Here is a 22,345-nt window from a genome sequence, read left to right as displayed (position 1 = left end):
ATTAGTGTCAGTCACTGACAGTTGACCAACCATTTCACTAGTCGGTAACTGTCATGTAGCTCACAGGTAAGCTGAGCTGCACAAAGCAGGGAAAAGAGGGCCGGTTCAGTGACCGAAGCGCAGCCGTCCGCGGCGCTCCCCACCGGGCTGCGCGAGCGCAAGAAGCGGCGCACCCGCGACGCGCTGCTCGTCGCCGCCCTCGAGCTCTTCACCACCCACGGGTACGAGGAGACCACCGTCGACGAGATCGCCGACGCGGTCGAGGTCTCCCAGCGCACGTTCTTCCGCTACTTCGCGGGCAAGGAGGCGGTCGTCTTCGCCGTGCAGGACATGGTGGAGTCGCACTTCCTCTCCGAGCTACGCCAACGGCCCGCGGAAGAGGCCCCGTTCGAGGCCATGCGCCGCGCCGTGCTGTGCGCCTGGAACAGCATCGGGGAGACCGTGGAGGCGATCATCCCGGTCGAACTCCACATGCGCGCCTACCGGATGATCGAATCGACGCCGTCGCTGCTCGCCGCCCATCTGCGCCGCAGCATCGTCCTGGAGAACCAGATCACCGAACTGATCGCGGAGCGCGAGGGGCTGGACACAGCACGCGACCCGCGCCCCCGGGTCGCCGTCGCCGCGTTCTCCGGGGTCATGCGCGCGGCGGGCCAACTGTGGGGCCAGGGAGGGGACGGGGGCATGGAATCACTCCGCGTCCTGACCGAGACGTATCTCGACGCGCTCACCCCGGCCCTCTCCGAGAGATGGCGCACACCGCGCACGCCGTGAACACAGCAGCACGACACACCCCGTCAACAGCCCGTGAGCGCGGCGCTTCCGGCGGCGCGGAGCGTGCCGCAATGCCGTACGCAGCGTGAGGCGGACGCCGTGTCATTCCGCACAGTCGGGTGATCTGCGTCACCCTGCTCACAAACCGGCCACGCGCGTCTCCTAGGGTGGTCCGGAGTGACTTCCTTCGATTCCTCACCCACGCTCACCGCCTGGCGCGCGCTGCTCGCCCTGGCGGTCGTCTTCGTGATGCTCGCGACGACCGGCTGGACCGCCGTGCACCACCAGCGTTCCGCCGACTCCCGCACGCTCGCGCTGGCCGCCTGGGCCAAGGGATCGATAGCGGGACAGCCGCTGCCGGATGCCGACGCCCCGCCGTACAAGCTGGCGCACTTCTTCGCCACGCTGACCGCCGGGCAGCGCGCGCAGCTCGCCGACCGCTACCCGCTGGTGGTGGGAAACCTCAACGGCGCCCCGGTCACCACCCGTTACCGGGCGAACCGGCGGGCGATCGGACAGGCGAGCGCGGTCGAGCAGAAGCGCGTCCACGACACCAGGCTGTCCGCCGTCGGCCGCACCGAGGCGCAGCACCGCCTGGACCGCTTCCGCTCGATGCTCGCCCGGGACCGGCACTTCCTGGCGTTCGACCCGTCGGGGCGCGGACTGGCCGCCGAGGTGTTCGGCGACCTCGACCGGGCGCGCCGTATCTCGCTCGTGGTGCCCGGAGTCGACACCAACCTCCTGACGCTGGAACGCACCGGCGCCAAGACCAACGCCGCGCCCGTCGGCATGGCCAGGTCGCTGTACGCCGCCGAGCGCGCCGCGCGCCCCGAGGTGCGCACCGCCGTGATCGCCTGGGCCGACTACACCACGCCCGCCGGCATCGGGATGGACGCGGCCCTGGGGAACCTCGCCGAGCGCGGGGCGGTCCGGCTCGACGCGCTCGTCCGGGCACTCCCGGGCCCCGCGCCCGTCTCGCTGTTCTGCCACAGCTACGGCTCCGTCCTGTGCGGGGTCGCCGCGAGCAGGCTGCCCGGCCGGGTGGACGACATCGCGGTCGCCGGCAGCCCCGGTATGCGGGCCGACAACGCCGGTCAGCTGCACACCCGGGCCCATGTGTGGGCGATGCGGGACAGCGGCGACTGGATCGAGGACGTGCCCAACCTGGAGTTCGGCGGCCTCGGCCACGGCGCCGATCCGGTGGACCACGCCTTCGGCGCCCGGGTCGTCTCGGCGGACGGGGCGGTGGGCCACAGCGGCTACTTCGAGCCGGGCACCGCGAGCCTCGACAACTTCGCCGCGATCGGCGTGGGCGCGTACACCTCGGTGACCTGCTCACCGGCCGACAGCACCTGCAACGACGGGGTGTACGCCAACACGACAGCCTGACGCGCGTAGAGACACCGTGCCCGGTTCCCGGGAGCGGTCGACTCCGAGAGGGGACGGGGCGGGCAAGTGCCGCATACGATGAGGCGCATGGGTGATGTGCTGGCCGGAATTCATGCCACCTGGGAGTTCGACACCGACTCCGTGCTCATCCGCTACGAACGGGGTATACGCACGCCGAGACTCCTCCAGAGTCTTCGCGAGCGCCGCGTCCCGCACGCGGCGCTGTCGTCGGTGACGCTGACCCCGGGCAAGCGGGGCACGGTGGTGCTGCGCGCGGTCCCGCGCCCCGGAGCCGACCCGCTCCTGGAGGCCGCCGACGGGCAGCTGAAGGACGGCTGCGACCCGTACCGCCTGGTGCTCCCCGCCGCTCGCGAGACCCTCGCCGAGTACTACGCGGACGAGCTGCGGGCCTGTCTCGGCGCGGACGCGGGCGAGCCCGCCGACCGTTTCCTGGTCGCCGCGCCCGAGGCGCCGATGCAGTTCAAGGCGTACGACGGCCGGGCCGGCTTCGACGGCGAGCGGATCTCCTTCCGCTGGTTCTGGACGGGCGCGTCCTCGGAGAAGTGGAAGGCCGGCGACCAGATGTTCCCGGTCGCGGACCTGTGCGGGGTCGAGTGGCGTTCGCCGGAGGGCCTGGAGGGCTATCTGCGGCTGCTGCCCAAGGGGTGCGATGCCGTGGCCCCCGCGTCGGACCTCCTCACCGGCCCCGCGGCCGGCACCGGGACGGCCACGGGCGTCCAGCCGGTGATACCCCGGCCCGCGCGGGCCGACCAGGACCCCGCGGCGGTCATCTTCGGGCTCGGCTACGGCCCGGTCCACGAGTCGCTGCCCTTCGCGGCGGCCGTCCTGGAATCCGTACGCAGGAAACAGTCCGCGCCCCCGGCCGCTTCCCTCACCGCCGCCGCCCGGCGCGATCCGGCGGACATCGCGGAGCGCATCCACCACCTCGGTGAGCTGCACCGCGCGGGACTCGTGACCGACGAGGAGTTCAGCGCGAAGAAGGCGCAGCTCCTCGCCGAGCTGTAGCGTCCGCGATGGCCGAGCCGATATCCGCGCCCGCCTCCGGTTCACGGCTCCGGTCCGGTTTCCTGCCGCAGGCCGCCGCCGTCGCCCTGACAGCGCTCTTCCTCCCCGTCACCCTGGCCAACCTTCTCGATCAGTACGACCTCGACATCGCGGTCGCCACCACCCTGGCCGTCACCCAGGCCGCGCCCCTGCTGCTCCTGGCGCGGCGGCCGCTGTGGGCGTGGTGGATCATCTTCCCGGCGGACATCGCGGGCGCGCTGGTGCTCCTCGGGCAGCCGGCCCACGAGTACGACGTGTGGCCGTGGCCGCCCGCGCCGCTGATCGCCTACCTCTTCCTGCTCCTCGCGCTGGCCCTGCGCAGATCCCGGCGCGTTCTCGTCGCCGTCTGGCTGGCGACCGGCGCGGCGAGCCTCATCCTCCATCTGACCCGCGCGGACCGCAGCAACGGCAGCGCGCTGCTCCTGCCCCTGTTCGGGGCCGTGGTGCTGGTGATCGGCGCGGCGGTCCGGGAACGGCGCGTCGCACAGCGCCGGCTCGCCGAGCAGGAGACCGTCAGCGAGGCGGAGCGCGCCCGCCGGACGCTGCTGGAGGAGCGGGCCCGGATCGCCCGCGAGCTGCACGACGTGGTCGCCCACCACATGTCCGTGATCACCGTCCAGGCGGACTCCGCGCCCTATCGGCTCACCGGGTTGTCGGACGAGGCGCGCGAGGAGTTCGGGACGATCGCGGCGAGCGCGCGGGAGTCGCTGACCGAGATGCGGCGGCTGCTCGTGGTGCTGCGCGGCGACGGCACGGAGGGCGAGCGCGCCCCGCAGCCGGGGATCGACCGCTTGCAGCAGCTGGTGGAGGCGACGGTACGCGCGGGGCTGCCGGCCGAGCTGTCGCTGGCCGCGGACCTGGGTGACGTACCCCCGGCCGTGGACCTGTCGGCGTACCGGATCGTGCAGGAGGCGCTGGCCAATGTGGTCCGGCACGCGCCCGGCGCCCGCACCCGGGTCTCGGTCACGTCGGACGGGGCGCATCTGACCGTACTGGTCGTCAACGGCCCGTCGGAGCAGCCGGTTTCACCGCTGGAGACGGCGGGAACGGGGCACGGTCTCGTCGGGATGCGCGAACGCGTACGGTTGACCGGCGGCTCGCTGGACACCGGACCGCTGCCGGACGGGGGGTTCCGGGTCGCCGCGCGGCTGCCACTGCCCCCGGCCGGGCCCGCCGACGCCCCCTGAGTCCGGAGGAACCGTGACCATCCGTGTGATCATCGTCGACGACCAGGCCATGGTGCGGGCGGGTTTCGCGGCCCTGCTGGCGGCGCAGGCGGACATCGACGTGGTCGGCGAGGCGCCGGACGGCCGCCAGGGCATCGACGTCAGCCGCCGGGTCCACCCGGACGTCGTGCTGATGGACGTCCGGATGCCCGAGATGGACGGACTCGCGGCGGCCCGGGAGCTGTTGGACCCGCCGCCGGGGGTGGTCCACGTGCCCAGGGTGCTGATGCTGACCACGTTCGACGTGGACGACTACGTGTACGAGGCGCTGCGCGCCGGGGCGTCCGGCTTCCTGCTGAAGGACGCGCCCCCGGCGGATCTCATCGCGGCGGTACGGGTGGTGGCGGCGGGCGACGCGCTGCTCGCGCCGTCCGTGACGCGCCGTCTGATAGCGGACTTCGCCAGGCAGCAGCCGTCGGCGGCGGCCCGGGGAGGGGCCGCGTTGCGGCTGAACGGGCTGACCCCGCGTGAGACCGAGGTCCTGGAGCTGATCGCGCGCGGTCTGTCGAACCAGGAGATCGCCGGGCGGCTGGTGCTCGCCGAGCAGACCGTCAAGACACACATCGGGCGTGTCCTGGCGAAGCTCTCCCTGCGCGACCGGGCCCAGGCGGTGATCTTCGCGTACGAGGCGGGGCTCGTGGTCCCGGGCTCCGCCTGACGGACCGGGAGGCGGGGCGGTGGTCCCCGGCTCCCCCCGGGGCACCCGCTACACCCCCTACCCCGGTATCACACGGCAGTTGGCCCCCCGGGGTGACGCCCGCACACCCACCGCGTTCCTACCTTCCTCCCGTCGCGCCGGACAGCGCGCGGGAAACGGCCGGTTCGGCCGGAGAGGGAGGGCGGGGCGGATGCGGCGTTACGCGAGGACCCTGGTCGCGGTCGCACTGGCGACCACCGTGGTGTCGGGGACGGCGGGCTGGGTGACGGGCAACGCCCAGCAGGCCGTCACGGGACCGCCGCCCGGTACGGCGTCCTGGCGGGCCGACCACGCGCTGGGGCGCGAACTGCCCGACCCGGAACGGGACTCGCCCGCCGAAGTGGCCCGCTTCTTCGCGGAGCTGACCGAGGCGGAGCAGCAGACGCTGGCGGTCCGGCACCCGCTCGTCGTCGGCAACCTGGACGGGGCGCCGGCAGAACTGCGCTACCGGGCCAACGCCCTGGCCCTGAAGGCCTCGCACGACCCCCGGTACGCGCACCTCGCCGAGGACCCGGACCGCCGCATCCTGGCGTTCGACCCGCGCGGACGGGGCCAAGTGGCGGAGGTTTTCGGCGACTTGGCGACAGCCCGGCGGGTGTCCGTGATCGTGCCCGGTTCCGACATCGACGCGGGCACGTTCGACCGCACGACCGATGTGTACGGCACCCCGGCCGGCATGGCCAGGTCGCTGTACGCGGGCACGGGTCCGGGCACCGCCGTGATCGCCTGGGCCGGGTACACCACCCCGGTGGGCCTCGGCCTCGACGCCGCGCGCGGCACCCTGGCCGAGGCGGGCTCCGTCCGGCTGACCCGGTTCACGGACGGGCTCGCGGCGGCCGGGACGCCCGTCACCACGGTGTTCTGCCACAGCTACGGCTCGGTCGTCTGCGGTCTGGCCGCGCCCCGGCTGCACACCGCCGACCTGGTGGTCCTCGGCTCCCCCGGGATGCGCGCGGACAACGTGGCCGCTCTGCACACCGGGGCGCGGGTGTGGGCGGCGAAGGACCCCGGCGACTGGATCGGCAAGGTCCCGCACATCGAGTTCGCCGGGCTCGGCCACGGCGCCGACCCCGCGTCGCCCGGGTTCGGCGCCCGCCGGGTGCCCGCCGACGACGCCGACGGGCACACCGGCTACTTCGCCCCGGGCACCGAGTCGCTGCGCGCGTTCACGGCGATCGCCGAGGGCGCGAGCCCGGCCTGACCGGAGCGGCAGGTGCTAACCGTTCCCGCCCAGCTGCTCGGCCAGGCCGACGATCACGCCGTCCGGGCCACGCAGGTAGCAGAGCAGGTAGCTGTCCTCGAACCGGGCGATGCTGCCCACGAGTTCGCCGCCGAGAGGGCGCACCCGGGCGACGGTGTCCTCGATGTCGTCGACGGCGAACATGACGCGGTGCGTCCCCAGCACGTTGTGCGGCCGGTCGCGCGGGGCGTCGATCAGCGCGGGGCTGAGGTACCTCGCGAGTTCCAGCCGGCTGTGGCCGTCCGGGGTGCGGAGCATCGCGATCTCGCAGTGGGTGCCGTCGAGCCCGGTGCACTGGTCGGCGAAGCCGCCCTGGACCTCGCCCTTGCCCTCCAGCTCCATCCCGAGTTCCGTGAAGAACGCGATGGCGGCGTCCAGGTCCTCGACAACGATGCCGACGTTGTCCATCCGTTGAATCGCCATGCTGCTGCCTCCTGAGTCGGTTCCCGTGCGGAGGCTACCCGCCCGCTACTCCCGCGCGAGCGAGGTCATGCTCATGTCCTGGTAACGGTCGCCCGCGACCTGCCCGGCGATCGGTTCCAGCAGGGCCAGCTCGTCGTCGGTGAGCGTGAGGCGGGTCGCGCCCACGTTCTCCAGGAGGCGGTGGCTCTTACGGGTGCCCGGGATCGGGACGACGGTGATGCCGTGCACCTGGGCGCGCTGCTGCACCCAGGCGAGCGCGACCTGCCCGGCGGTCGCCCCGTGCGCGGCTGCGATCTTGTGGACGGGCTCCAGGAGCGCCGCGTTGGCCTTCGCGTTCTCGCCGGTCATGCGCGGCTGCGAGGCGCGGAAGTCGCCCTGGGACAGCTCCTTGCCCGCGTCCGCGAACGACCCGGTGAGGAAGCCGCGGCCCAGCGGCGAGTACGGCACGACCGTCACGCCGAGGTCGGCCGCGGCGGCCACCGCGCTGCGCTCGACGTCCCGGCTGAAGAGGGACCACTCGGACTGGAGGGCGGCGATCGGGTGCACGGCGTGCGCCTCGCGCAGTTCGGCGCCGGTCACCTCGCTGAGCCCGAGCTGCTTGACCTTGCCCTGCTCGACCAGCTCGGCCATGGCGCCGACGGACTCGGCGAACGGGACGGCCGGGTCGTGGCGGTGCATGTAGTAGAGGTCGATCACGTCGGTGCCGAGCCGGCGCAGGCTCGCCTCGACGGCCTTGCGGATGTAGGCGGGGTCGTTGTTCACACCCCGGTAGTCCGGGTCCTCCTCGCGCCGCTCGATGGCGAACTTGGTGGCGAGGGTGATCTCGTCGCGGTGCGCCCCGACGAACGGCGCGAGGAACGTCTCGTTGGCGCCGCTGCCGTAGATGTCGGCGGTGTCGAAGAGGGTGACGCCCGCCGCGAGCGCCGTCTCCAGCGTCTCGCGGGCCGAGGCCTCGTCGGTGTCGCCGTAGAACTCGCTGATGCCCATGCAGCCGAGGCCCTGGACCCCGATCCGGGGGCCGCCCCTGCCGAGCTCCACCGTGGCGATCTTGTTGTCAGTCATCAGGCACTGGGCCCTTCCGGCGCCCCCCGGGCGCCCGCATAGAAGTCGATCTTGTAATCCAGCACGGCCAGGGTGTCCTGGAGCTCCGCGATCCGCGTCTTCACGTCGCGGCGGGTCGCCTCCAGCAGTTCCTGCCGTTCCTCGAAGGTGTGGTCGCCCTCACGTATGAGTTCCGCGTACCGGACCATGTGCGCGACCGGCATCCCCGTCAGCCGCAGCTTGGTGACGAAGGAGAGCCAGTCCAGATCCCGGTTGCTGAAGCGGCGCTGACCGGTGTGCGACCGGTCCACGTGCGGCATGAGGCCGATCCGCTCGTACCAGCGCAGCGTGTGGGCGGTCAGGCCGGTGAACGCGACCACCTCACTGATCGTGTACCGGTCCTGCCCGTCGGGGCGCGGGTGCGCCGAGGGGGCGGAGGCGCATATGTCGGCCCGGGTCGAAGTGGTCTCCATCACGGTCATGGCTCCACGCTATGACGTTGGAGTGCACTCGAAGCAAGCGGGACCGGGTGCGGGTTTCGACAGGTGGGACTCGGAATCTACTCTCGTACGCATGCAGAGCCTGGCGATGATCGAGAACTGGCCCGTCCCCACCGCGGCGGCGGCCGTCGTACGAGCGGACGGCACGGTCGCCGGTACGCACGGTCCGACCGCGCACCGCTTCCCCCTCGCCTCCGTCACCAAACCGATCGCCGCCTACGCGGCGCTGGTGGCGTACGAGGAGGGCGCGGTGGAACTGGACGAACCGGCGGGACCCGAGGGGTCGACCGTGCGCCACCTCCTCGCCCACACCAGCGGCCTCGCCTTCGACGAGCACCGGGTGATGGCCCCGCCCGGAAACCGGCGCCTCTACTCCAACGCCGGCTTCGAGGTCCTGGGCGACCACATCGCGAAGGCCGCCGACATCCCGTTCCCGGAATATGTTCGACAGGCGGTCCTGGAACCCCTCGGCATGACCGCCACCACCCTGGACGGGTCCCCCGCCAAGGACGGCGTCTCCACCGTCGACGACCTCGCGCGCTTCGCCGCCGAGGTGCAGGCCCCCCGCCTGCTCGACCCGCGTACGGTCCTCGCCGCGCAGACCGTCGTCCACCCCGGCCTGAAGGGCGTCCTGCCCGGCTTCGGCCACCAGAACCCCAACGACTGGGGCCTCGGGTTCGAGATCCGCGGCGCCAAGTCCCCGCACTGGACCGGCGCCTCCTCCTCCCCCGCGACCTTCGGCCACTTCGGCCAGTCGGGCACCTTCCTGTGGATCGACCCGGCCGCGGGGGCGGCGTGCGTCGCCCTCACCGACCGGGCCTTCGGCCCGTGGGCGGCCGAGGTGTGGCCGGCGTTCACGGACGCGGTACTGGCGGAACTGGCGGCGTGACTCAGGCCGTCGCCACCCGCCCCGCGTACCGCTGGGTCCACTCCGTACCGGTGTCGGCGGTGAGCACCACGTCGTAGTAGCCGTGCTCGGTGGGCCAGTCCACCACGGTGGAACGGCCGCCGGGGACGGTGACCTTACGGGTGCCTCCCGCGTAGTCGTTGGCCCGCAGGGTGTAGCGGACCGGGTGCCGGCCGTCGTTGTGCAGTGCCAGCCGGACCACGGCGCGCCACCCCCGGACCAGCCGCGCCTCGACGCGCGGAAGGCCGATGTGCCGGGTGCTCGTGTGCTCCGGGACCACCTGCCCGGCGAAGGAGCGCAGGAAGCCGTCGGGGCCGTAGACCGAGAAGGCGTATCTGCCGTCGGTCTGCGTCGTGTCCCAGGTGTACGCGCGCGGGTCCGCCTCGCTGACCGTGTACGGGGTGTTGGAGAACGGCAGGTACCGGTCGGGGAAGACCTGGAGGCTGACCGCCTTGCCGGCCGGGCCGCCGGTCAGGGTCATCGAGGCGGTCACCGTCCCCGTGCCGCGGTCCTCGCTGAACGTGGCGTGCGGGTGGAAGGAGAGCCCGCGCGGCTCCATCCGGTCGCGCGGCGGCCTCGGCGGGGTCCCGGTGACCGGGTCGGCGATGACGACCGGGCCGGGGCGCGGGTGCGCGAAGTCGATCGCGCTCGTCAGGTCACCGGCGATGGAACGGCGCCACGGGGTGATGTTCGGGCAGGTGAACGGCTTGCCCAGGTGGGCGGCCCAGGTCTCCAGGAACTTCACCGTCGAGGTGTGGTCGAAGACCTCCGAGGCGACGTAACCGCCCCGCGTCCACGGCGAGACCAGCAGCATCGGCACCCGGGGCCCGAAACCGTACGGGGTGGTGCCGGAGAACTCGCCGGGTGTGCCCTCCTCCGGGCGGGGCGGCAGGACGTGGTCGAACTTCCCGTCGTTCTCGTCGTAGGTGATGATCACCAGGGTGTGGTTCCAGATGTCCTCGTTGCTCTGGAGCGTCTTGAGGACCTTGTTCATGTACCGCTCGCCGTGCACCGTGTCGAAGCCCGGGTGTTCGCTCCACGCGGCGGGCATGACGACCCAGGAGACCTCGGGCAGCGGGTGCTCGGCGCCCGGCTCACAGGCGGCGACGAGGTCGCGCAGGACGGCGTCGAGGTTGGCCTCGGAGTCGTCGTTGGGCGTCGTGGCGCCCTCGTAGACGAAGGAGTTGGCCTTCCAGACCTTGCCGGTGCCCGGTTCGAGTTCGGCCGGGTCGGCGGTGCGGGGGTCGAAGGAGGCGAAGCTGTTGGTGACGTTGCAGCCGTACTCGCCGACGTAGCCGCTCTGGAGGCTGCCGCCGACGCCGTTGCCGCTGTTGTCGGAGTAGACGCGCCAGTCGATGCCCGCCTGCTGGAGCTGTTCGGGGACGGTGGTCCAGGTGCGGGTGTAGTTGTTCTGGCCCGCGTTGGTGGTCTCGCCGCCCGCCGTGCCGCTCATCAGGTAGTAGCGGTTGGGGATGGTGGGCCCGTGCAGCGAGCAGAAGTTCATGTCGCAGACGGTGTACTGGGAGGCCAGCGAGTACATCCACGGCATGTAGTCGGGCGTGTAGTACCACATGCAGTGGTCGCCCTTGTCCTTCACCCAGGTGTCCCAGCGCCCGCCGTTGGCACCGTAGAAGTTGTGCTTGTCGCTCCAGGTGGCGGTCGAGACGGCGGGGGTCACGACGGCCCCGGTGGCGTCCCGCTGCTGGAAGACGGTGGTGCCGTCCTGGAACATCAGGACCTGCTTGTCGTCGTGCCCGCGCACCCCCTTCAGCTGCCCGAGGTAGTGGTCGAAGGACCGGTTCTCCTGCATGAGGATCACCACGTGCTTCAGGTCGGACATGTCGCCCCTGAAGCCCTTGGGCAGGCGGTACTCGGCCGCTTCGGCCCGCGCGCCGCCGATCGCCTCGGCCACCGGGCCGGCGGCGAGGGCACCGAGCGACACGGCGGCCGTCCGCAGCATCCCGCGCCGGCTGATGCGCATCTCGTTGGCGAACTCGCCGCTGTCGCCGTGCTCGTCGAGGACGTCGCTGTCCGGGCAGGAGGGCTCACTGATCTGAAGAGTCATCGGGGCACCTCTGGGGGAGAGTGGTTCACAGGGAAAGGGGGTCTGCGCGCGCCTGCGAAAACTAGGCCGCCGTTACGAACGGCGGGCGAACCGTGGACGTATTCCTGAGGCACCGGCAGATTTCCATGGCCACAGCACGCAGTCGAGATCCCGCACGGTGATAGCCAAAAATCGTGCCCCGTTGGCCGGTCGGCCGGTCTTGCCGGGACGCTGGCCGCAGGTCACGGACCGCCGCTACGCTCCCCGCCCATGACCGACGCCATAGTCCACGCCACCCCGTCCGACGTCCCCGCGCTCGCGGGCGTGCTGGCCAGTGCGTACGCCGAGGACCCGGTGTGGTCCTGGCTGATGCCGCACGACCGGGACCGGCGGCTGCGGCTGCTGTTCACCGCGCACCTGGCACAGCAGGTCCCGGCGGGCCGGGTGTGGACGGACGAGGCGCGCACGGTGGCGGCGGTCTGGGCGGAGCCCGGCGCGTGGAAGCTGCCGGTGAGCTACCTGCTGCGCAACGCGGGCACGCTGCTGCGGGCGGGCCGGGCCCAACTGCCGCGTACGGCGGTTCGGTTGCTCGCCCTGGAGCACCGGCATCCGGTCCGCCCCGCGCACTGGTACGTGGAGTACATCGGCACCCACGCCGACGCACGCGGGACGGGGCGCGGGTCAACGGTCCTCGCCGGCCTCCTGGAACGCGCGGACGCGGACGGCCGGCCGGTGTTCCTGGAGTCGAGCAACAGCCGCAACCTCACGTTCTACCGCCGCCACGGCTTCGAGGTGCGCGAGGAAATGACGTTCCGGTCGGGACCGCCGATGTGGTCGATGTGGCGGCGGTAGGCCGCCCATACAAGAATCTTCGTCACCCATCGTGTTTACGGGGCCGATTTCCGGTTACGAAAAGTAGTGACAGACCATCAGTGCCGGACGAAAGGCAGGAACATGAACATCGTCATCGTGCTGATCCTCGTCGCAGTCCTCGCCCCGCTCGCCTTCGTGGCCCTGGCCCCGAAGGTGCCCGCGCGGCGCAACGCGTTCCCCGGCCGGAGCACCGGCCGGAGCCGCCGGCGCCCGTCCCCGATGCGGCTGAGCGAGATCCCGCGGCAGCAGGTCCCCCGGCACCACGCCCGCTGACGCGCGGCCGGCGGCCGGGGCGCCCGGTCAGTGAGCCAGCTCCCAGACCAGCGCCTCGGCCGCGTCCGCCGCGACCAGTTCGAGCCCCGTCTCCCCGGTGATCCGGGCCGCGTCCCCCGACGTCAGCTCCTCGCCACCGAGGCGTACCGTCCCGCGCACCACATGCACGTACACGCGCGGGGCGTCGGGGACGGCCGCCCGCCCGCCCTCCGTGAGGCGCCGCACATGGAGCATGGCTCCGGCCTCGGGGAGGGCGTACGGGGTGGAGTCGGCGATGCCGGGGACGGTCGTGTACGAGGGCTCACCGCCGGGCTCCAGGGGCGCGAGCCACATCTGAAGGAACGCCAGCGGGCTTTCACCATCGTTGCGTTCGACGTGGCGGACGCCCGACGCGGCGCTCAGGTGCTGGACGTCGCCGGCCCGGACCACCGTCGCGTGACCGGCCGAGTCGCGGTGGGTCAGCTCGCCCTCGACGACCCAGGTGACGATCTCCGTATGGCTGTGCGGGTGCTCCTCGAAGCCCGCCCCGGGTGCCAGGCGCTCCTCGTTGCAGGCGAGGACCGGTCCGAAGCGGAGGTTGTCGGGGTCGTAGAAGGAACCGAAGGAGAACGAGTGCCGGGACTCGATGCCCGCCGCCCCGTCCCCGCCCTCGAACCGGTCGCCCGCGCGGTGTACGGAAATCACCCGTCCACGGTAGCCCGCCGGCGCGGGGAGAGCCCGGCCGGCGGCGGAAGCGACCCGCCACCGGCCCCGGCCCTCCGTGCGTCCGTCCCGATAAGGCAGTCTTGTGTCCGTGCCCCGACCCGATCCTGAGCAGCCCGCTGCGAACGACGCCCATCTCCATGCCGCGACCCTGAAGCGGCTGGAGCAGTCCTCCGGCCGGCTGGCCGCGAACGCGATCGCCCGCATGGACGAGTCGCTGCCGTGGTACCGGGCGATGCCCCCGGAGAACCGGTCCTGGATCGGCCTGGTCGCCCAGGCCGGTATCGCCGCGTTCACCGAGTGGTTCCGGCATCCGGAGACCCCGCAGGCGATCTCGACCGATGTCTTCGGGACCGCCCCGCGCGAGCTGACCCGGGCCATCACGCTGCGGCAGACCGTCGAGATGGTGCGCACCACGATCGAGGTGATGGAGGCCGCGATCGACGAGGTCGCCGCGCCCGGCGACGAATCCGTGCTGCGCGAGGCGCTGCTCGTCTACGCCCGCGAGATCGCGTTCGCGACCGCCCAGGTGTACGCGCAGGCGGCCGAGGCCCGGGGCGCGTGGGACGCCCGGCTGGAGTCGCTCGTGGTGAACGCGGTGCTGTCCGGCGAGGCCGACGAGGGCGCCGTCTCCCGGGCCGCCGCACTCGGCTGGAACTCGCCGGAGCACGTCTGCGTCCTGCTCGGCACCGCCCCGGACGGGGACAGCGAGCTGACCGTGGAGGCGATCCGGCGGGCCGCCCGGCACGCCAAGCTCCAGGTCCTCACGGGCGTCCTCGGCAACCGCCTGGTGGTCATCGCGGGCGGCAGCGACAACCCGCTCCAGGTGGCGAAGGCCCTGATCGGACCGTATGCGGCGGGCCCCGTGGTGGCCGGCCCGGTGGTGGCGGACCTGCTGGCCGCGACCCGGTCCGCGCAGGCCGCGGCGGCCGGGCTGAAGGCGTGCGGGGCGTGGCAGGACGCGCCGCGGCCGGTGCTCGCGGACGACCTGCTGCCGGAGCGCGCGATGGCGGGCGACCCCGCCGCGCGCGACCAGTTGGTGGAGGAGATCTACAGACCGCTCGAAGAGGCGGGCTCCGCGCTCCTGGAGACGCTGAGTGTGTATCTGGAGCAGGCGAGCAGCCTGGAGGGTGCGGCCAGGATGCTGTTCGTGCATCCCAACACCGTGCGCTACCGGCTCCGACGTGTGACAGACGTCACCGGCTGGTCACCTTCCGATGTCCGCTCGGCGTTCACTCTTCGAATCGCCCTCATCCTGGGGCGCCTGGCCGACCGGGATACGCAGTCCTAGACTTTTGTCGGACATCAACAATTCCCCCTACGGTTCTTCGTCCCTGTCCCCACGGGTGTTCCGGACCGTTCACAAGAGAGAGTGTGAGGGTGCTCGTACTCGTCGCTCCCGGCCAAGGCGCTCAGACGCCCGGCTTCCTGACTCCCTGGCTCGACCTCCCCGGTGCCACCGACCGCATCGCGGCCTGGTCCGACGCCATCGGGCTCGACCTCGCCCACTACGGCACCAAGGCCGACGCGGAGGAGATCCGCGACACCGCGGTGGCCCAGCCGCTGCTGGTCGCCGCCGGTCTGCTCTCGGCCGCCGCGCTCGACGCCTCGCCGGGTGTCGTCGCGGGCCACAGCGTCGGTGAGATCACCGCGGCCGCCCTCGCCGGAGTCGTCGGCGACGAGGCCGCGCTCCGCTTCGTACGCACGCGCGGTCTCGCCATGGCCGATGCCGCCGCGGTCACCGAGACCGGGATGGCGGCGCTGCTCGGCGGCGACCCCGAGGTCACCGTGGTGCACCTGGAGAAGCTCGGGCTGACCCCGGCGAACGTCAACGGGGGCGGCCAGATCGTCGCCGCCGGCACCGCCGAGCAGATCGCCGCGCTCACCGAGGACAAGCCGGAGGGTGTGCGCCGCGTGGTGCCCCTGAAGGTGGCCGGCGCGTTCCACACGCACCACATGGCTCCCGCCGTCGAGCGGCTGCGCGCGGCGGCCGGTGACCTGGACGTCTCCGACCCGTCTGTGACGTACGTCTCGAACGCGGACGGCAAGACCGTCGCCACCGGCCACGAGGTCATCACCCGGCTCGTCGGCCAGGTCGCCAACCCGGTCCGCTGGGACCTGTGCATGGAGACCTTCAAGGCGCTCGGCGTCACGGCGCTGATCGAGGCCTGCCCCGGCGGCACGCTCACCGGGCTGGCGAAGCGGGCGCTGCCCGGCATCCCGACCCTCGCGCTCAAGACCCCCGACGACCTCGACGCGGCCCGCGCGCTCATCGCTGAGCACGCGGGCGCCTAAGGAGCCCGAGAGCATGTCGAAGATCAAGCCCAGCCAGGGCGCTCCGTACGCGCGGATCATGGGCGTCGGCGGCTACCGGCCGACCCGGGTGGTCCCCAACGAGGTCATCCTGGAGACGATCGACTCGTCCGACGAGTGGATCCGCTCCCGCTCCGGCATCGCGACCCGCCACTGGGCCTCCGAGGAGGAGACCGTGGCCGCGATGTCCGTCGAGGCGGCGGGCAAGGCCGTCGCGGACGCCGGGATCACCCCGGAGCAGATCGGCGCGGTCATCGTCTCCACGGTGTCGCACTTCAAGCAGACCCCGGCCATCGCGACCGAGATCGCCCACAAGGTCGGCGCCGGCAAGCCCGCCGCCTTCGACATCTCGGCCGGCTGCGCGGGCTTCGGCTACGGGCTGACCCTGGCCAAGGGCATGATCGTCGAGGGCTCGGCGGAGTACGTGCTCGTCATCGGTGTCGAGCGGCTGAGCGACCTCACCGACCTCACGGACCGGGCGACGGCGTTCCTGTTCGGCGACGGCGCCGGAGCGGTCATCGTCGGCCCCTCCAAGGTGCCCGCCATAGGCCCGACCGTCTGGGGCTCCGAGGGCGACAAGTCCGAGACGATCAAGCAGACCGTGGCGTGGAACGACTTCCAGGTCGGCGACGTCACGAAGCTTCCCCTCAACGACCGCGGCGAGATCAAGTTCCCCGCCATCACGCAGGAGGGCCAGGCGGTCTTCCGCTGGGCCGTCTTCGAGATGGCGAAGGTCGCCCAGCAGGCGCTGGACGCGGCCGGGATCGCCCCGGAAGACCTGGATGTCTTCATCCCGCACCAGGCCAACATGCGGATCATCGACTCGATGGTGAAGACGCTCAAGCTGCCGGAGAGCGTCACGGTCGCCCGTGACGTGGAGACCACCGGCAACACCTCCGCCGCCTCGATCCCGCTCGCGATGGAGCGGCTCCTGGCGACCGGTCAGGCCAAGAGCGGGGACACCGCTCTCGTCATCGGCTTCGGGGCGGGTCTCGTCTACGCCGCGACGGTCGTTACCCTCCCCTAGGCACACCGGGTCTTTTCACCCGGAAGCCCGAACCCAGCAGATAAACACCGAAGGAGCGCCGACATGGCCGCCACGCAGGAAGAGATCGTCAAGGGTCTCGCCGACATCGTCAACGAGATCGCCGGTATTCCGGCCGAGGACGTCCAGCTGGACAAGTCCTTCACGGACGACCTGGACGTCGACTCGCTGTCCATGGTCGAGGTCGTCGTCGCCGCCGAGGAGCGCTTCGACGTGAAGATCCCCGACGAGGATGTCAAGAACCTCAAGACCGTCGGCGACGCCGCGGACTACATCCTCAAGCACCAGGCCTGATCCAGCCGGTTCGTGTGTCGCCACCCGGCGGTGGCGCCGCTGATTCACGACCCTCTACACGTGGAGAAGATTTTCCAGTGAACTCGACCAATCGCACCGTGGTCGTCACCGGTATCGGCGCAACCACTCCGCTGGGTGGCGATTCCGCATCGACCTGGGAAGGCCTGATGGCCGGCCGTTCCGGTGTCAAGCCCCTCGAGGGCGAACGTTTCGCCGAACTGCCTGTCCGGATCGCGGCCCTGGCGGCCGTCGATCCCGCTGACGTCCTGCCCCGTCCGCTCGCCCGCCGTCTGGACCGCTCGGCGCAGTTCGCGCTGATCGCGGCCCGCGAGGCGTGGGCGGACGCGGGTTTCACCGGCAAGGCCGGTGAGGACGAAACGATCCAGCCCGAGCGGCTGGGTTCGGTCATCGCCTCCGGCATCGGCGGCGTGATCACCCTGCTCGACCAGTACGACGTGCTGAAGGAGAAGGGCGTTCGCCGCGTCTCCCCGCACACCGTGCCCATGCTCATGCCCAACGGCCCGGCCGCCAACGTCGGCATCGAGGTGAACGCCCAGGCGGGCGTCCACACCCCGGTCTCGGCCTGCGCGTCGGGTGCCGAGGCGATCGGGTACGCCGTCGAGATGATCCGCACCGGCCGTGCCGACGTGGTCCTCGCCGGCGGCACCGAGGCGGCGATCCACCCGCTGCCGATCGCCGCGTTCGCCAACATGATGGCGATGTCCAAGAGCAACGACGAGCCGGAGAAGGCCTCGCGCCCTTACGACGTGGACCGCGACGGCTTCGTCCTCGGCGAGGGTGCCGGCGTCGTCGTCCTGGAGTCCGCGGAGCACGCGGCGGCGCGTGGCGCCCGGGTCTACTGCGAGGTGCTGGGCCAGGGTCTGTCCGCCGACGCCCACCACATCGCGCAGCCGGAGCCGACGGGCCGCGGTATCGCGGCGGCCATGCAGAACCTGCTGGACCAGACGGACCTCAAGCCGTCGGAGATCGCCCACCTGAACGCCCACGCGACGTCCACGCCGCAGGGTGACATCGCGGAGGTCAAGGCCCTGCGCTCGGTGCTGGGCGAGGACCTGGACCATGTCGCGATCTCCGCGACGAAGTCGATGACGGGTCACCTGCTCGGTGGCGCGGGCGGCATCGAGACCGTGGCGACGGTCCTGGCGCTGCACCACCGGATGGCTCCGCCCACGATCAACGTCGAGAACCTGGACGAGTCGGTCGACGCGGACATCGTGCGGGACGCGCCCCGGGCGCTGCCGGAGGGGCCGATCGCGGCGATCAACAACTCGTTCGGCTTCGGCGGCCACAACGTGGTGCTGGCGTTCCGCAGCGTCTGACGCGCGAAGCGCGTCGCTTGTACGTGAAGCCCGTGCCCCCCGTGTGGGGGCGCGGGCTTCGTCGTGGTGTCGGGGGCTCCGCCCCCAAACCCCCGCACCTCAATCGCCGGAGGGGCTTATTTTGCCCGGACGGGCGGATGGGTGCGGGCGGCAGCGCGGAAAACTCAGCCCCTCCGGCGATTGAGGWGCGGGGTCCGGGGCAGCGCCCCGGTCAGACGACCTGGTGCAGCCAGCGGACCGGCGCGCCCTCGCCCGCATGGCGGAAGGACTCCAGTTCGTCGTCCCACGGCTTGCCCAGGAGCTTGGCGACCTCCGCCGCCAGGTCCGTCTCGCCGCCCGCCGAGCGGGCCAGCGCGGCGCGGAGGCGGTCCTCCGGGACCAGGATGTCGCCGTGCATACCGGTGACGGCGTGGAAGATGCCCAGCGTCGGCGTCGAGCTGTAGCGCTCGCCCTCCGCCGTGGGAGACGGCTCCGCCGTCACCTCGAAGCGGAGCAGGTCCCAGCCGCGCAGCGCGGACGCCAGCTTGGACGCCGTGCCGGGCCGTGCCTGCCAGGAGAATTCGGAGCGCCAGGTGCCCGGCGCGGCCGGCTGTCTGATCCAGTCGAGCTGCACCCGCCCGCCGAGGACTCCCGCCACCGCCCATTCGACGTGTGGGCAGAGCGCGCGCGGTGCGGAGTGAACGTACAGGACTCCACGTGTCGTCACCGGGACCTCCAGTGTGGGACGAGGTTCGCCTTCCCCAGCGGCCTGTCATCAGTAAACAGCATCGGGAGTTATTCTCCGGAAAAGCGACAGTATGTGACGTGGTGTGATGTTCGGATGCCACCCGAGTGGAGCCGGGCACCGCAGGAGCTACTGGTTCGACGGGGAAAAGCTACCGCGCCCGGGGGTCCGGGGTGTGACGTACCGTCGGTCCCGGGGCCCTTCTTCGCTCAGTCTTCACCCGGCGGAGCGTCCGGGCATGAACAGGAGGAGACCAGGCAATGCCGGATCGGTCCGTACGGCACCGCTCGCGCACCGCACTGGCCGGGCTGGCCGCCCTGGCCTGCCTCGGCACGGCGGCGCTGGCCGGCTGCGACTCGGGGCCCGACGGGACGACGAAGGGCTCGGCACCGGCCGAGCGCAGGCCGTCCCCGGCGGCGGGTCCGGTCTGGGACCCGAAGCCCGCCTCGATCGCCGCGGTCGGGGACTCGATCACGCGTGGCTTCGACGCCTGCTCGGTGCTGGCCGACTGCCCGGAGGTCTCCTGGTCGACCGGCACGGACAGCTCCGTACGCAGTCTGGCGGTACGCCTCCTCGGTGCTTCCGGTGCGGCGGACCACAGCTGGAACCACGCGGTGACGGGCGCCCGGATGGCCCAGCTGCCGGAGCAGATGGCGCTGGCGGCGGACGAGGACCCGGACCTGGTGACCGTGATGATCGGCGCCAACGACGCCTGCCGGGACTCGGTGCGGACCATGACCCCGGTGGCCGACTTCAGGCGGTCGTTCGAGACATCGATGCGCAGGCTGCGCAGCGGGGCGCCGAAGGCGCAGGTGTATGTGTCGAGCGTGCCGGACCTGAAGCGGCTGTGGTCGCAGGGGCGGGCCAACCAGCTGGGCAAGCAGATCTGGAAGCTGGGCATCTGCAAGTCGATGCTGAGCGACGCGGACGACATGGGCGCGGCGGCGGTCGCCCGGCGCACAGCGGTGCAGGAGCGGGTCGTGGCGTACAACGAGGTGCTGCGCGAGGTGTGCGCGAAGGACAGCCGCTGCCGGTACGACGGCGGGGCGGTGTTCGACTACCGGTTCACCGGCAAGCAGCTCAGCCAGTGGGACTGGTTCCACCCCGGCCGCAACGGCCAGGCCAGGCTCGCCGAGATCGCGTACCGCAACGTCACGGCGGTCCGGCCGCCCGCGTAAAGTCGCTGATCATGCAGACGGGTTCGAACACGGTGATGAGTACGGAGCACTTCGGCACCCTCGCGGACGGCACCGCCGTGCAGCGCTGGACGCTGGAGCGGGACGGCACGCGGGTGCGCGTCCTGACGTACGGCGGCATCGTGCAGTCGGCCGAGGTGCCGGACCGGGACGGGGTGCCGGCCGGGATCGCGCTCGGGCTGCCGGACCTGGCCTCGTACCAGGAGTACGCCGGGCCCTACTTCGGGGCGCTGGTCGGCCGGTACGCGAACCGGATCGGCGGGGCGTCCTTCGAGCTGGACGGCCGGACGCACCACCTCACGCGCAACGAGGGCCGCAACCATGTGCACGGCGGGGCGTGCGGCTTCGACAAGCGGGTCTGGGACGCGCGGGAGATCGCGGACGGGGTGGAGCTGTCCCTCGTCTCGGCGGACGGCGAGGAGGGCTTCCCCGGGCGGGTGGAGCTGACGGCGGCGTACACCCTGGACGAGGGCGGCGCGCTGCGCATCGCGTACCGGGCGGTGACGGACGCGCCGACCGTGCTGAACCTGACGAACCACACCTACTGGAACCTCGCGGGCGCCGACAGCGGCAGCGCGCTCGGCCAGCGGCTGCGGATCGCGGCGGGGGCGGTCACACCGGTGGACGCGGAGTCGCTGCCGACCGGTGAGTTCCTGCCGGTGGAGGGCACCCGGTTCGACTTCCGCGAGGCCCGGCCGGTGACCAAGGAGTACGACCACAACTTCGTGCTCGACGCGGACGGGACGGCCGCGGCGGCCGAGCTGTACGACGAGGTGTCGGGACGGGTCCTGACGGTCACGACGACGGAACCCGGGCTCCAGCTGTACACGGCGGACCACTTCGACGGCCGGCCGTTCGGCCCGTGCGCCGGGATCGCCCTGGAGACCCAGCACTTCCCGGACTCGCCGAACCGGCCGGAGTTCCCGAGCACGGTGGTGCGGCCGGGCGAGGAGTTCGTGTCGACGACGGTGTACGGGTTCTCGGTGCGCTGAGCCCCGGCCCGCTCAGTCCTCGGAGACCGTCTCGCCCTTTCCGGCCGGCTCCTCCTCGCCGTCGCCGACCAGGCCGCGCGCCAGCAGCGTGGCCCCGGCGACGGCGCCCGGCATGAGGAACACGGCGACGAACGGCAGCATGAAGGCCAGCCCCAGCGGTACGCCGAAGCCCAGGGTCCGCATGCGGTGGCCGCGCAGCAGGGCGAGGCGGTCCTTGAGCACCATGCCCCGGCGCTGGAGCGCGACGGCGGTCAGCTCCTCGGCGAGGAAGTACCCGGTGACGCAGAAGCCCAGGACAGGGACGACGGTCTGCCCGGCGACGGGGACGAAACCGAGCGCGAAGAGCAGGATCGCGTACAGCCCGACCCGCACCAGGATGCGCACGCTGTCGCGGGCGGAGATCCACAGCTCCCGCCAGAGCGGCAGTCCGGATTCGGGGACCGTGCCGCCCTCGGTGCGGTCGACCTCCTCGGACAGCGACTCGTAGAAGGGCTGCCCGACGAGCAGGGTCACGGCGGTGAAGGTGATGACGGCCAGGAACAGGCCGAGGACGAAGACCAGCACGGTCAGCGTGTTGCGCAGCAGGCCGAGCCAGGGCGAGGACCAGTCGTCGGCGAACGGTGTCGCCCACTCCACCAGGTCGTCGGCGCCGTAGCCGAGGCCGACGAGGGCTCCCGCGTACAGCACGAGGGTGATCAGACCGGGCAGCAGCCCTATGCCGAACCACTTGCCGTGGCCGAACACCCAGCGCTGGCCCTTGATCAGAAAGCCGAGCCCCGCCCCGAGATCACGCATGGCGTCAGCCTAACGGGATCGGGGCGGGGCTCGTTCAGCGGTGCGGGGGCGGTCAGGCGACCGCGAGCTCCACCTTGATGTTGCCGCGCGTGGCGTTCGAGTACGGGCAGACCTGGTGGGCCTTCTCGACGAGCGCCCGCGCGGTCGCCTCGTCCACGTTCGGGATGGTCGCCGTGATGGCGACCTCCAGACCGAAGCCGCCGGCCTCGGTCTTGCCGATGGAGACCGCCGCGGTCACCGTGGAGCCGGAGATGTCGGCCTTCTCCTGGCGGGCGACGACGCCCAGCGCGCCCTGGAAGCAGGCGCTGTAACCGGCGGCGAAGAGCTGCTCCGGGTTGGTGCCCGCGCCGCTGCCGCCCAGCTCCTTCGGCGGGTTGACGACGACGTCGAGCTTGCCGTCGTCCGAGGCGACGCGGCCGTCACGGCCGTTCTCCGCGGTGGCGACGGCGGTGTAAGCGACGGCTATGTCCTGAATGGTCATGCTGAGGATTC

The 22,345-nt window shown here is 71.9% G+C and carries 24 protein-coding genes; 16 read left to right on the top strand and 8 right to left on the bottom strand.

Annotated features, from left to right (window positions below):
* The first annotated feature begins 108 nt into the window (after positions 1 to 108).
* From EAO73_RS18420 to EAO73_RS18395, 6 genes are all read left to right on the top strand, one after another.
* Positions 109 to 774: a TetR family transcriptional regulator gene (locus EAO73_RS18420; protein WP_147972632.1), complete on the top strand. Its 666-nt coding sequence runs from the start codon at positions 109 to 111 to the stop codon at positions 772 to 774.
* Between the two features lie 177 nt (positions 775 to 951).
* The gene (locus tag EAO73_RS18415; protein ID WP_147972631.1) at positions 952 to 2,163 is read left to right on the top strand and encodes an alpha/beta hydrolase; all 1,212 of its coding nucleotides are present in this window, start codon (positions 952 to 954) and stop codon (positions 2,161 to 2,163) included.
* 87 nt (positions 2,164 to 2,250) lie between these two features.
* Positions 2,251 to 3,189, top strand: coding sequence for a DUF4429 domain-containing protein (locus tag EAO73_RS18410; RefSeq protein ID WP_147972630.1), 939 nt, complete (start codon positions 2,251 to 2,253; stop codon positions 3,187 to 3,189).
* A gap of 8 nt (positions 3,190 to 3,197) precedes the next feature.
* A complete protein-coding gene (locus EAO73_RS18405) occupies positions 3,198 to 4,415 on the top strand; it encodes a sensor histidine kinase (RefSeq protein ID WP_147972629.1) in 1,218 nt (405 codons plus the stop codon).
* 13 nt (positions 4,416 to 4,428) lie between these two features.
* A complete protein-coding gene (locus tag EAO73_RS18400) occupies positions 4,429 to 5,112 on the top strand; it encodes a response regulator (protein WP_147972628.1) in 684 nt (227 codons plus the stop codon).
* Positions 5,113 to 5,302: 190 nt separating this feature from the next.
* Positions 5,303 to 6,352 carry an alpha/beta hydrolase gene (locus tag EAO73_RS18395; protein WP_147972627.1) on the top strand — a complete coding sequence of 350 codons (1,050 nt, stop codon included), beginning with the start codon at positions 5,303 to 5,305 and terminating at the stop codon, positions 6,350 to 6,352.
* Between the two features lie 15 nt (positions 6,353 to 6,367).
* Here the strand turns inward: EAO73_RS18395 and EAO73_RS18390 are convergent, their stop codons facing one another.
* From EAO73_RS18390 to EAO73_RS18380, 3 genes are read right to left on the bottom strand one after another with little or no spacing between them, the layout of a single operon-like run.
* Positions 6,368 to 6,814, bottom strand: coding sequence for a VOC family protein (locus EAO73_RS18390; RefSeq protein WP_147972626.1), 447 nt, complete (start codon positions 6,812 to 6,814; stop codon positions 6,368 to 6,370).
* Positions 6,815 to 6,859: 45 nt separating this feature from the next.
* Positions 6,860 to 7,876: an aldo/keto reductase gene (locus tag EAO73_RS18385; protein WP_147972625.1), complete on the bottom strand. Its 1,017-nt coding sequence runs from the start codon at positions 7,874 to 7,876 to the stop codon at positions 6,860 to 6,862.
* Entirely contained in the window at positions 7,876 to 8,337 is a 462-nt protein-coding gene (locus EAO73_RS18380) for a MerR family transcriptional regulator (protein WP_147972624.1), read from the bottom strand. The genes EAO73_RS18385 and EAO73_RS18380 overlap by 1 nt, the downstream gene beginning before the upstream one ends.
* Positions 8,338 to 8,428: 91 nt before the next feature.
* Here EAO73_RS18380 and EAO73_RS18375 point away from each other — a divergent pair, with 91 nt between their 5' ends.
* On the top strand, positions 8,429 to 9,244 hold the full coding sequence (locus tag EAO73_RS18375; RefSeq protein ID WP_147972623.1) for a serine hydrolase domain-containing protein: 816 nt from the start codon (positions 8,429 to 8,431) through the stop codon (positions 9,242 to 9,244).
* 1 nt (position 9,245) lies between these two features.
* On the opposite strand, the gene EAO73_RS18370 is transcribed toward EAO73_RS18375, so the two are convergent.
* On the bottom strand, positions 9,246 to 11,327 hold the full coding sequence (locus EAO73_RS18370; RefSeq protein WP_147972622.1) for an alkaline phosphatase family protein: 2,082 nt from the start codon (positions 11,325 to 11,327) through the stop codon (positions 9,246 to 9,248).
* Positions 11,328 to 11,576: 249 nt separating this feature from the next.
* On the opposite strand from EAO73_RS18370, the gene EAO73_RS18365 reads away from it, so the two are divergent.
* Both EAO73_RS18365 and EAO73_RS18360 read left to right on the top strand, forming a co-directional pair.
* Positions 11,577 to 12,158, top strand: a complete 582-nt coding sequence (locus EAO73_RS18365; RefSeq protein WP_147972621.1) for a GNAT family N-acetyltransferase — start codon at positions 11,577 to 11,579, stop codon at positions 12,156 to 12,158.
* A 102-nt stretch (positions 12,159 to 12,260) separates the two neighbouring features.
* Positions 12,261 to 12,452 carry a hypothetical protein gene (locus tag EAO73_RS18360; RefSeq protein ID WP_147972620.1) on the top strand — a complete coding sequence of 64 codons (192 nt, stop codon included), beginning with the start codon at positions 12,261 to 12,263 and terminating at the stop codon, positions 12,450 to 12,452.
* Between the two features lie 27 nt (positions 12,453 to 12,479).
* Here EAO73_RS18360 and EAO73_RS18355 read toward each other — a convergent pair whose 3' ends face one another.
* The gene (locus tag EAO73_RS18355; RefSeq protein ID WP_147972619.1) at positions 12,480 to 13,136 is read right to left on the bottom strand and encodes a pirin family protein; all 657 of its coding nucleotides are present in this window, start codon (positions 13,134 to 13,136) and stop codon (positions 12,480 to 12,482) included.
* Between the two features lie 109 nt (positions 13,137 to 13,245).
* Here EAO73_RS18355 and EAO73_RS18350 point away from each other — a divergent pair, with 109 nt between their 5' ends.
* The 5 genes from EAO73_RS18350 (at position 13,246) to fabF (ending at position 18,146) form a co-directional block, all read left to right on the top strand.
* Positions 13,246 to 14,445, top strand: coding sequence for a PucR family transcriptional regulator (locus EAO73_RS18350; protein WP_191134131.1), 1,200 nt, complete (start codon positions 13,246 to 13,248; stop codon positions 14,443 to 14,445).
* A gap of 89 nt (positions 14,446 to 14,534) precedes the next feature.
* Complete coding sequence (locus tag EAO73_RS18345) at positions 14,535 to 15,449, top strand: ACP S-malonyltransferase (RefSeq protein WP_147973517.1); 915 nt, start codon at positions 14,535 to 14,537, stop codon at positions 15,447 to 15,449.
* A 13-nt stretch (positions 15,450 to 15,462) separates the two neighbouring features.
* Positions 15,463 to 16,494, top strand: coding sequence for a ketoacyl-ACP synthase III (locus EAO73_RS18340; protein ID WP_147972617.1), 1,032 nt, complete (start codon positions 15,463 to 15,465; stop codon positions 16,492 to 16,494).
* Between the two features lie 63 nt (positions 16,495 to 16,557).
* Entirely contained in the window at positions 16,558 to 16,806 is a 249-nt protein-coding gene (locus tag EAO73_RS18335; RefSeq protein WP_018556465.1) for an acyl carrier protein, read from the top strand.
* Positions 16,807 to 16,883: 77 nt separating this feature from the next.
* Positions 16,884 to 18,146: a beta-ketoacyl-ACP synthase II gene (gene fabF / locus EAO73_RS18330; protein ID WP_147972616.1), complete on the top strand. Its 1,263-nt coding sequence runs from the start codon at positions 16,884 to 16,886 to the stop codon at positions 18,144 to 18,146.
* A 211-nt stretch (positions 18,147 to 18,357) separates the two neighbouring features.
* Here the strand turns inward: fabF and EAO73_RS18325 are convergent, their stop codons facing one another.
* Positions 18,358 to 18,852, bottom strand: coding sequence for a DUF3145 domain-containing protein (locus tag EAO73_RS18325; protein WP_147972615.1), 495 nt, complete (start codon positions 18,850 to 18,852; stop codon positions 18,358 to 18,360).
* Between the two features lie 278 nt (positions 18,853 to 19,130).
* On the opposite strand from EAO73_RS18325, the gene EAO73_RS18320 reads away from it, so the two are divergent.
* Both EAO73_RS18320 and EAO73_RS18315 read left to right on the top strand, forming a co-directional pair.
* On the top strand, positions 19,131 to 20,048 hold the full coding sequence (locus EAO73_RS18320) for an SGNH/GDSL hydrolase family protein (protein ID WP_147972614.1): 918 nt from the start codon (positions 19,131 to 19,133) through the stop codon (positions 20,046 to 20,048).
* Positions 20,049 to 20,059: 11 nt separating this feature from the next.
* The gene (locus EAO73_RS18315) at positions 20,060 to 21,058 is read left to right on the top strand and encodes an aldose epimerase family protein (protein WP_147972613.1); all 999 of its coding nucleotides are present in this window, start codon (positions 20,060 to 20,062) and stop codon (positions 21,056 to 21,058) included.
* Positions 21,059 to 21,070: 12 nt separating this feature from the next.
* Here EAO73_RS18315 and EAO73_RS18310 read toward each other — a convergent pair whose 3' ends face one another.
* Both EAO73_RS18310 and EAO73_RS18305 read right to left on the bottom strand, forming a co-directional pair.
* Positions 21,071 to 21,853: an EI24 domain-containing protein gene (locus EAO73_RS18310; protein WP_147972612.1), complete on the bottom strand. Its 783-nt coding sequence runs from the start codon at positions 21,851 to 21,853 to the stop codon at positions 21,071 to 21,073.
* A gap of 52 nt (positions 21,854 to 21,905) precedes the next feature.
* Positions 21,906 to 22,334 (bottom strand): organic hydroperoxide resistance protein, encoded by a 429-nt coding sequence (locus EAO73_RS18305; RefSeq protein ID WP_147972611.1) that lies wholly within the window; start codon positions 22,332 to 22,334, stop codon positions 21,906 to 21,908.
* Positions 22,335 to 22,345 lie beyond the last annotated feature (11 nt).

It is taken from the genome of Streptomyces sp. col6 (assembly GCF_008042035.1).
Taxonomy (GTDB): Bacteria; Actinomycetota; Actinomycetes; order Streptomycetales; family Streptomycetaceae; genus Streptomyces.
This window is presented reverse-complemented; position numbering and strand designations above follow the sequence as displayed.